General features: G+C 76.1%; 5 protein-coding genes. All 5 read left to right on the top strand.

Features of this window, described 5'->3' with window-relative positions:
* On the top strand, nucleotides 1–665 hold a 665-nt coding region (locus ACLJTM_RS31610), incomplete at its 5' end, for a phosphopantetheine-binding protein (RefSeq protein WP_411107209.1).
* Nucleotides 662–1456 carry a thioesterase II family protein gene (locus ACLJTM_RS31605; RefSeq protein ID WP_411107208.1) on the top strand — a complete coding sequence of 265 codons (795 nt, stop codon included), beginning with the start codon at nucleotides 662–664 and terminating at the stop codon, nucleotides 1454–1456. The genes ACLJTM_RS31610 and ACLJTM_RS31605, both read left to right, overlap by 4 nt.
* An 87-nt stretch (nucleotides 1457–1543) precedes the next feature.
* The gene (locus ACLJTM_RS31600; protein ID WP_411107207.1) at nucleotides 1544–2584 is read left to right on the top strand and encodes a TauD/TfdA family dioxygenase; all 1041 of its coding nucleotides are present in this window, start codon (nucleotides 1544–1546) and stop codon (nucleotides 2582–2584) included.
* 5 nt (nucleotides 2585–2589) lie between these two features.
* On the top strand, nucleotides 2590–4425 hold the full coding sequence (locus ACLJTM_RS31595; protein ID WP_411107206.1) for a non-ribosomal peptide synthetase: 1836 nt from the start codon (nucleotides 2590–2592) through the stop codon (nucleotides 4423–4425).
* Nucleotides 4426–4429: 4 nt separating this feature from the next.
* Nucleotides 4430–9724, top strand: a complete 5295-nt coding sequence (locus ACLJTM_RS31590; protein ID WP_411107205.1) for a condensation domain-containing protein — start codon at nucleotides 4430–4432, stop codon at nucleotides 9722–9724.
* The last annotated feature ends 111 nt before the right edge of the window (nucleotides 9725–9835 follow it).

Genomic DNA, 9835 nt, shown 5'->3' with positions numbered 1-9835 from the left:
ACACCCACGGCAACCTCCACTACACCGGCCGCACCGACACCCAAATCAAAATCCGCGGCTTCCGCATCGAACCCACCGAAATCGAAACCGTCCTCACCACCCACCCCCACCTCACCCAAGCCACCCTGACGACCCATCCCGACCACCACCGCACCCCGCAGCTGACGGCGTACGTGGTGTCCACCGCCCCCGAGCTCTCCCCGCAGGACGTCCGCCTCTGGCTGCGCACGCTGCTCCCGGACCACATGGTCCCCGCCTTCGTCGTGATGATGGACCGGCTGCCGCTGACCCCCAACGGGAAGATCGACAAGCGGGCCCTGCCCGCGCCGCAAGCGGTGACCACGGTCGGCGGGCGAACCCCGCGGACCCCGCTCGAAGCGTCCGTGTGCACGTTCTTCACCGAGGCGCTGAACGTGCCGGGCCCGCTGTCCATCGACGACAGCTTCTTCGACCACGGCGGCCACTCCCTCCTCGCCGCCCGCCTCACCCACCGCATCTCCACCACCCTCGGCGTCACCCTCACCCTCCGCGACGTCTTCCAGCACCCCACCCCCGCCACCCTCGCGCAGCACATCGGGACGCAGCTGCAGGGGGACCGGCCCGCACCCCGGCGGGCCAGGCCCGCGCTGCGCCGCCGCACCGAACAGGAACGGAGTTCCTCATGAGCCACGACCAGCCCCAGACCTTCACCCCCGCCCCCGACGACGTGGTCTGGGACCTGCCCGGCGAGGGGCCGCAGCGCACCTCGCTGCTGGTCCTGCCGCACGCCGGCGGCAACGCCCACGCGTACTCCGAGTGGCGCGCCCACCTGCCGGCCGATGTACGGCTCCTCATCGGCCAGTACCCGGGCCGCGGCGCCCGCTTCGCCGAGGACCTGCCGCGGGACATCGCCGACCTGGCCGGCCCGGTGGTCGCCGCGCTGCCGGAAGGGGCCGCGGACGACCTGGTGGTCCTCGGCCACAGCATGGGCTCGCTCGTCGCCTTCGAGGTGGTACGGGCCCTGGAGGCGGCCGGCCGTGCGCCGCGGGCGCTGGTGGTCTCGGCCTGCCGGGCGCCGTTCCTGGCCAACCCGTGCGCCGTGTACCCGGAGCGGCTGAGCGACGACGAGCTGGTCGCCGCGATCAAGGAGCGGGGCGGCACCGACGACGGGATCCTCGACGAGCCGGAGCTGCGCGAGATCATCCTGCCGTCCATCCGTGCGGACTTCGCCATCGACGACGTGTACTGCTGCGCCGAGTCCGCGGCCCGGGTGTCCTGCCCGGTCACGGTGATCGGCGGGGACGCCGACCCGGTGGCCCCCGCGGCCTCGCTCGGCCGCTGGGCGCAGATCACCGACGCGCCGTTCTCCTCGTACGTCCTGCCGGGAGGGCACTTCTACTTCCAGCAGCAGCTGCCGGAGTTCTTCGCCCTGCTGGACCCGGTGGTCGGCAGCCGCACGGCGGCCGCCGCGGCCTGACCCTCCGGCCGGCCCTCCCCTTCGCGTCTCCGCTCCCCTTCTCCGCTCCTGCCCTTCTTCCCTTCTGCCTTCCTTGTGAGGACTGTCATGACCACGTTCGCAGAGGCCCCCGCCGAGACCGGGATCAGCCCGGTCCGCGAGCCCGGCAAGCCCGTCGTCGTCGCCACCCCGGCCGGGGCCGACCTGGAGACGGCCGTCGCCTGGCTGACCGCGCACCGCGCCGCCATCCAGGCCGAATTGCACCGCAGCGGCGCCGTCCTGCTGCGCGGGCTGCCCGTCGAGGACGCCGCCTCCTTCGCGGCGGCCCGCGACGCCCTGATCGTCCGGCGCGCCGGGTACAAGGAGAAGGCCACCCCGCGCACCGACTTCGGCGAGGGCGTGTTCTCCTCCACCGACCTGCCGGCTGTGCAGCCGATCCGGCTGCACAACGAGAACAGCTACACCCTCGACTTCCCCGGCGTGCTGCTCTTCGGCTGCGTGACGGCTCCCGCCGAGGGCGGCGCCACCACCGTCGGCGACATGCGGGAGGCGCTGCGCCTGCTGCCGCCGGAGCTGGTCGAGCGGTTCGCGCGGGCCGGCTGGCTGCTCGTGCGCAACTACTCGGAACTGGCCGGGCTGCCCTGGTACAAGACGTTCGCGACCGAGGACAAGGCTGTGGCCGAGGCGTACTGCGAGGAGAACACCGTCGGCTACGAGTGGGTCGAGGAGGACGACTCGATGATCACCCGGCAGCGCCGGTCGGCGATCGTCACGCATCCGGTGACCGGGGAGAAGACCTGGTTCAACCACTTCGCCTTCTGGAACAGCCGCACCCTGGACCCCGACATCCGCGAGGTCCTGGTGGACACCTACGGGGAGGACGGGCTGCCCTTCAACACCTACCTGGGCGACGGGACCCGGCTGACCGACGCCGAGGTCGACGCGATCAACGCCGTCTACGACCGGGTGACCGTACGGGAGACCTGGCAGGAGGGCGACCTGATGCTCGTCGACAACATCCTGTGCGCGCACGGCCGCGAGGCCTACAAGGGCGACCGGAAGATCCTCGTCGCCATGGGCGAGCCGGTCGCGCTGGCCGACTGCGCCCCCCAGACCCAGCCGTCCACCACCGTCTTCACCGGGGAGTGACCACCGTGACCGCTGTCCTTCCCGAGCGTCCCCGCACCCGTACCGCCCCGGACGCCCCCGCCGACCTGCTGGCGCGCCTCGCCCTCGTGCCCGCCGCCCGCACCGCCGTCGTCGCGGCCGACCGCGAGCTGAGTTTCGGTGCGCTGCGCGCCGAGGCCATGCGCATCGCCGAGCGGCTCGCCGCCCGCGGCATCGGACCGGAAAGCGTGGTGGCCCTGTGCCTGCCGCGCGGCGCCGACCTGGTCGCCGCGCTGATCGGAACGCTCACCGCGGGCGCCGCCTACCTGCCCGTCGACCCGAAGCTGCCCGCCGAGCGGCGCCGCTACCTCGTCGAGGACGCCGGCGCCGACCTGGTCGTCACCGCGGACGCCGCAGCCGCGCCGCTCGCGCCGGGCACGGCGCACCTGAGCATGGCCCAGCTGGCCGGCCCGGGCACGGACGGGCAGGCGTACGCCCCCGTGGCCGTGTCCGGGGACGCCCTCGCGTACGTCATCTACACCTCCGGCTCCACCGGCCGCCCCAAGGGCGTGGAGATCGGCCGGGCGGCCGCCTCGGCGCTGCTGGCCGAGCTGGAGGGAGCGGGCATTGCCGTGACCGACGGCGGGCGGGTGGGCTGGAACGCCTCACCGTCCTTCGACGCGTCGGTGCAGCAGTGGGTGCGGATCTGCCGCGGCGACACCCTCGTGATGATCGACGACGAGACCCGCGCGGACCCGGCGCTGCTGGCCCGGCTCGTCGACGAGCAGGCCCTGACGGACCTGGACATCACCCCCTCGCACGCCGACCCGCTGCTGGACCTGCTCACGGCGGACGGCGGCCCTCGGCCGCTGACCCTGCTGATCGGCGGCGAGGCGGTCAGCCCGGCGCTGTGGCGCCGGCTCGGGGAGCGGGCCGCCCAGGGCGTCCTGCGCACGGTGAACCTGTACGGGCCCACCGAGTGCACCGTGGACTCCACCGCGGGCTGGGTCTCCCCCGGCGAGGACCCGCACATCGGCGCGGTCCTCCCCGGCCTGCGGATGCGGGTCCTGGACGAGAAGCTGCACCCGGTGCAGGCCGGGGGCAGCGGGGAGCTGTACCTGGCGGGCCCGCGGGTGGGCCGCGGCTACCGGCGCCGGCCGGGCCTGACGGCGGAGCGGTTCGTCGCCGACCTCGGCGGGGACGCTCCGCTGCACGGCGGCCGGATGTACCGGACGGGCGACCTGGTGCGGCTGCTGCCGGACGGCCGGCTGGAGTACCTGGGGCGGGCCGACGGGCAGGTGAAGCTGCGCGGGTTCCGCATCGAACTCCCCGAGATCGAAGCGGCGCTGACCGCTCTGCCGGGCGTCGCCGAGGCAGCCGTCGTGCTGCGCGAGGACGTGCACGGGGCCCCCGGGCTGGTGGCCTACCACCGGGCCGCCGGCGACCGCCCGGCGACGGCGGCCGACCTGCGGGACGGGCTCGGCGCGGTGCTGCCCGGCTACATGGTCCCGGCCGCCTTCGTCGCCCTCGACCGCTTCCCGACCACCACCAACGGCAAGCTGGACCGGGCGGCCCTGCCCGCCCCGGCCGAACCGGCGGACGCCCCGTCCGCGGCCGGCACCGCCGGGGCCGGCATGACGTCCTCGCAGCAGCTGATCGCAGGTGTCTGGGCGGCCGTCCTCGGGGCCGCGCAGGTCGGCCCGGACGACAACTTCTTCAAGCTGGGCGGCCATTCGCTGCTCGCGATCAAGCTGGTGTCCCGGGTCCGCGCCGAACTGGGCGTCTCCCTTCCGGTGAAGGCCGTGTACGCCAACCCGCGCCTGCGCGACCTCGCCGCCCACCTCGACACGCTCGTGGCCGCCACCGCGAGCCAGGACCGCTAAGGACATGACCGTGATCCCGTTGTCGTTCGCCCAGCGCCGGCTGTGGTTCCTGGGCCGCCTCCAGGGGCCGTCCGCCACGTACAACGCCCCCGTCGTGCTGCACCTCGACGCGGAGCCCGACGCCGCCGCGCTCGCTGCGGCCCTGGCGGACGTGGTGGAGCGGCACGAGGTGCTGCGCACCGTGCTGGCGGCCGGCGCCGACGGGGAGCCGTACCAGCAGGTGCTGGACGCGTCCGCCGTGCCCGGCCCCGGTACCGTCCGGTGTGCGCCGGGCGAGGTCGGGGCGGCCGTCGCCGCGTTCGTCCGCCGGGCGATCGACGTCAGCGTCGAACCGCCGCTGCGCGCCCGGCTGCTGCTGCCCGGCGACGGGACCTCCGTCCTGGTCCTGCTGATCCACCATGTGGCCACCGACGGCTGGTCCACCGGCCCGCTGCTGCGCGACCTGTCCCGGGCGTACGAGGCCCGGCTGGCGGGCCGCGCCCCCGGGTGGGAGCCGCTGCCCGTGCAGTACACGGACTACAGCCTGTGGCAGCAAGAACTCCTCGGTGACCCCGCCGACCCGGACAGCCTGGCCCGGGAGCAACTGGAGCACTGGCGGCAGGCCCTGGCCGGGGCGCCGGCCTCCATCGACCTGCCGGCCGACCGGCCGCGCCCCGCCGAGCCGTCGGGGCGCGGGGCGACGGTGACCACCCGGCTGGACGCGGCCGTGCACGGGGGTCTCCTCGCCCTGGCCCGCACCCACCGGGCGAGCCTGACCATGGTGGCCCGCGCGGCTCTGGCGGCCGCCCTGTCGGCCGTCGGCGCCGGCCCGGACGTGGTGATCGGCGCGCCGGTCGCCGGCCGGCCCGACGAGGACCTGTACGAACTGGTCGGGTTCTTCGTCAACTCCCTGGCCCTGCGCACCGACGTGTCGGGGGACCCGGACACCGGGGAGCTGCTGCGCCGGGTCCGGGAGGCCGACCTGGCGGCGTACGAGCACGCGGAACTGCCCTTCGACCTGCTGGTGGAGCACCTCAGCCCCGAACGGACCCTCGGCCACCACCCGTTCTTCCAGGTGATGCTGACCGTGGACGCGGGAAGCGGCGCAGCCGGCCCGGTGTCCCTGGGCGGCATCCGCGGCCGGCTCGGCGAAGTCGACCTGGACGCGGCCAAGTTCGACCTGACCTGGTACTGCGCGCAGCGGCACGCCGCGGACGGCCGGCCGGACGGCCTGGACGTCGCCCTGCAGTACGCCACCGACCTGTTCGACGAGGACACGGCCCGGCTGCTGCTGGACGTGTACGGGCGCGCCCTCACGGCTTTCGCCGAGGGCCCCGAGCGGCGGGTCGGGGACCTGGCGCTGCTGGACGCCGGACAGGCGCAGGCCCTGGCCGGGCGGCGGGAGCGGCTGCGGGCCGCGCCGGCGCCGGCTCCCGCGGCGGCCGGGCCCGTGCGGCGGGACGTGCTGTCGCCCCGGGAGGAGATCCTGTGCGGGCTCTTCGCGGAGGTGCTGGGCCGCGACGGTGTGGACACGGACGCCAACTTCTTCCGCAGCGGCGGCCATTCGCTGCTCGCCAGCAAGCTCGTCAACCGGGTCCGCGGCTCCCTCGGCCTGGAACTGGGCATCCGCGACCTGTTCCTGGCGCCGACCCCGGCCGCCCTGCACCGGCGCCTCGCGGAGAGCGGCGGCGCGGCGGCCGCCCGGCCCGCGCTGGCGGCCGTGCCGCCGGGCGCCCGGCCGGAGCGGGTCCCGCTGTCCGCCGCGCAGCGGGCGCTGTGGCTGGTGGGACGGATCGAGGGGCCTTCGGCCGCCTACAACGCCCCGCTGGTGCTGCGCCTGGACGCCGTGCCGGAGCAGGCGGCCCTGGCGGCCGCGCTCGCCGACGTGCTGGAGCGGCACGAGGTGCTGCGGACGGTGTACGGGTCGGCGGGCGGGGAGCCGTACCAGCAGGTGGTGCCCGTGCCGGAGCGTCTGCTGGAGGTGTCCGAGTGCGCCCCCGGGGAGCTGGAGGACCTCGTCGCGGACCTCGGCCGGGAGACGTTCGACCTGGCCGCCCGTCCGCCGTTCCGGGCGCGGCTGCTGCTGCCGGGCGGCGACGGCGCGGTCCTGGTCCTGCTGGTCCACCACATCGCCACCGACGGCTGGTCGCTCGCCCCGCTGCTGCGGGACCTGGGCGAGGCGTACGCGGCCCGGTGCGCGGGCCACGCCCCGCAGTGGCGGCCCCTGCCGGTGCAGTACGCCGACTACGCGCTGTGGCAGCAGGAGCTGCTGGCCGATCCGGCCGGGCTGCTGGACCACTGGCGGGCGGCCCTGGACGGCATGCCGGCGCGGACCGAGCTGCCCGCGGACCGGCCGCGTCCGACCGAGCCCTCGGGGCGGGCCGGCGCCGAGCAGGCCCGGTTGGGGGCGCAGGCGCACCGGGGTCTGGTGGCGCTGGCGCGCGGCCGGCGGGCCAGTTTCTTCATGGTGGCCCGGGCCGCCCTGGCCGCGGCCCTGTCGGCGGCCGGCGCGGGGACCGACCTGGCGATCGGCACCCCGGTCGCGGGCCGCTCCGACCAGGACCTGCACGATCTGGTGGGCTGCTTCGTCAACTCCCTGGTGCTGCGCACCGACCTGTCCGGCGATCCTGCCGTCGGCGCGTTCGTCGACCGGGTCCGGGACGCGGACCTGGCCGCCTTCGACCACCAGGACCTGCCGTTCGCGCTGCTGGTGGAACAGCTGGCGGAGCCCGGCCGCGCGCTGGGCGAGCACCCCTTCTTCCAGGTGATGCTGACCGTGCAGGAGGCGGCGCAGGACCGGTTCCGCCTCGGCGGGCTCACCGGCCGCGCGGGCAGCACCGACCTGGGCGCCGCCAAGTTCGACCTGAGCTTCCACTGCGCGGAGCGCCGCGCCGGGGACGGCGCTCCGGCCGGGCTGGACGTGCAGGTGCAGTACGCGCAGGACCTGTTCGACGCGGACACGGCGCGGCTGCTGCTCGACGTGTACGTGCGGGCGCTGGAGGCGTTCGCGGACGCCCCGGAGGCCAGGCTGGGCGAGCTGGCGCTGGTCCGCGCCGCGGAGCAGGACGTCCTGGCGTCGAAGCGGGCCGCCCTCGCCGAGGCCGCGGAGCGGGAGCGGGCGGCGCAGCAGGAACGCGCCGCGGCAGCGGGCCGGGCGGCGGGCTCCGCCGCACCGGCGCCGTCCCCGCGGGAGGAGATCCTCTGCGGGCTCTTCGCCGAGCTGCTGGGCCGCGAGAGCGTGGCCGTGGACGCCAACTTCTTCCGCAGCGGCGGCCATTCGCTGCTCGCCAGCAAGCTCGTCAACCGGATCCGGGCGGTCCTCGGAGTCGAGGCGGGGATCCGGGACCTGTTCCTGGCGCCGACCCCGGCCGCCCTGCACCGGCGGCTCGGCGAGCCCGGCGGTGCGGCCGTGACCCGGCCCGCCCTGGTGCCCGTACCGCCCGGGGAGCGGCCGGAGCGGATCCCGCTGTCGTACGCGCAGCGCCGGCTGTGGTTCGTGGACCAGCTGGAGGGCCCGTCCCCGGCGTACAACATCGCTCTGGTGCGGCGCCTTGAGCGGCCGCTGGACCCGGCGGCGCTGGCCGCGGCCCTCGCGGACGTCGCCGAGCGGCACGAGGTGCTGCGGACGGTGTACGGGGGCTGCGACGGCGAGCCGTACCAGCGGGTGCTGTCCGGGGCCCGGCCGCAGCTGGAGCTCGCGCGGCCCGCGGACGTGGCGGCGGCCGTGGACGAGGCCGCCGGGCACGTGTTCGACCTGGCCCGGGACCTTCCGCTGCGGGCCTGGCTGTTCCTTCCGGACGGTGAGGGGCCGCAGACGCTGGTGGTGCTGCTGCACCACATCGCAGCGGACGGCTGGTCCACGGGCCCGCTGCTCGCCGACCTGGCGGCGGCGTACACGGCGCGGCTCGCCGGCCGGGAGCCGGGCTGGTCCCCGCTGCCCGTGCAGTACGCGGACCACACCCTGTGGCAGCGGGCGCTGCTGGCCGACGCGGACGCCGAACTGGAGCACTGGCGGCAGGCGTTGGCGGGGCTGGCCCCGCTGACGGACCTGCCGACGGACCGGCACCGTCCGGCGGAGCCCTCGGGGCGCGGCGCGGTCACCGCCTTCACCGTGGACGCGGGCGTCCACCGGCGGCTGACCCGGGTCGCGCACGCCCACGGAGCCACCCTGTTCATGGTGGTGCAGGCGGCGCTCGCCGCGTCCTTGACCCGCCTCGGCGCGGGCAGCGACCTCGCGCTGGGCACCACGGTCGCGGGCCGCTCGGACGACGCGCTGTCCACACTGGTCGGCTTCTTCGTCAACACCCTGGTCCTGCGCACGGACACGGCCGGGGACCCGGCCTTCGGGGAGCTCCTGGACCGGGTGCGGGAGGCGGACCTGGCCGCGTACGCCCATCAGGACCTGCCCTTCGACCGGCTGGTGGAGCACCTCAACCCGCACCGGTCCTCCGCCCACCATCCGCTGGTCCAGGTGATGCTCCAGGTCAATCCGGCGGCCGTGGCCGCCGACGGGTCCGGGCCGCTGGCCGGCGCGGAGCTCCCCCACGGGTCGCACACCGCCAAGTCGGACCTGACGTTCGCGCTGACCGAGGTCCCGGGCGGCGGGCTGGCGGGGGTGCTGGAGTACGCCACCGACCTGTACGGGGCGGCGGGCGCCGAGCGGCTGGCGGCCCTGCTGGTGTCGGCCCTGGAGCTGTTCTCGGCGGATCCGGGGCGCCGCGTCTCGGAGCTGCCCGCCCCGGCCGACGTCCGGGGCGAGCGCCCGTCGGCCGGCGGGTACCGGATCGACCTGGAGCACGTGGCGGCGGTCCTGTCGGCCCATCCGGCGGTGACCCGGGCGCGGGCCGAGGTGGTCGACGGCCGGCTGACGGCGCACGTGCAGGGCGGCGCGGTCACGGAGGCCGACCTGCAGGCCTGGGCGGCGGAGCGCCTCCCGGAGTACGCGGTGCCCGCGACGGTGCGCCTGCCGCGGGCGGCCCCGGCGGCGGTTCCCGCCCCGGATCCGGCGGGTTCGGGGCGGGCGGACCGGGAGGCCGGTGTGGCGGCGACGGTGCTGCGGCTGTTCGCGGAGGTGCTGGACAGCGGGGGCCTCGGCCCGGACGACAACTTCTTCAAGTCCGGCGGGCATTCGCTGCTGGCGGTGCGCCTGGTCAACCGGGTGCGGGCGGAGCTGGGCCGGGAGCTGACCCTCCGCGAGGTGTTCCGGCACCCGACGCCGGCGAAGCTGGCGGCCCTCCTGGTGGCGGCTCCCGCCGCCCCGGCCGCCCCGGCCCCCGCCCTGCGGCGGCGCACGCACGGGGGCGCCCGGGTCCGCTCCTGAGCGGCCGGCGTGCCGGGCAGCCGTGGCCGTGCAGCCATGGCGGCGGGGGCGGCAGTCGCAGGCGGCAGGACGGGCGCCGGGAGCTGCCGGGGCGACTGCCCTCCGGGGGCG

The organism is Streptomyces sp. cmx-4-9 (assembly GCF_046548835.1).
GTDB lineage: Bacteria > Actinomycetota > Actinomycetes > Streptomycetales > Streptomycetaceae > Streptomyces.
The sequence above is the reverse complement of the archived record's forward strand: the minus strand, read 5'-3'. Positions and strand labels throughout refer to the sequence as shown.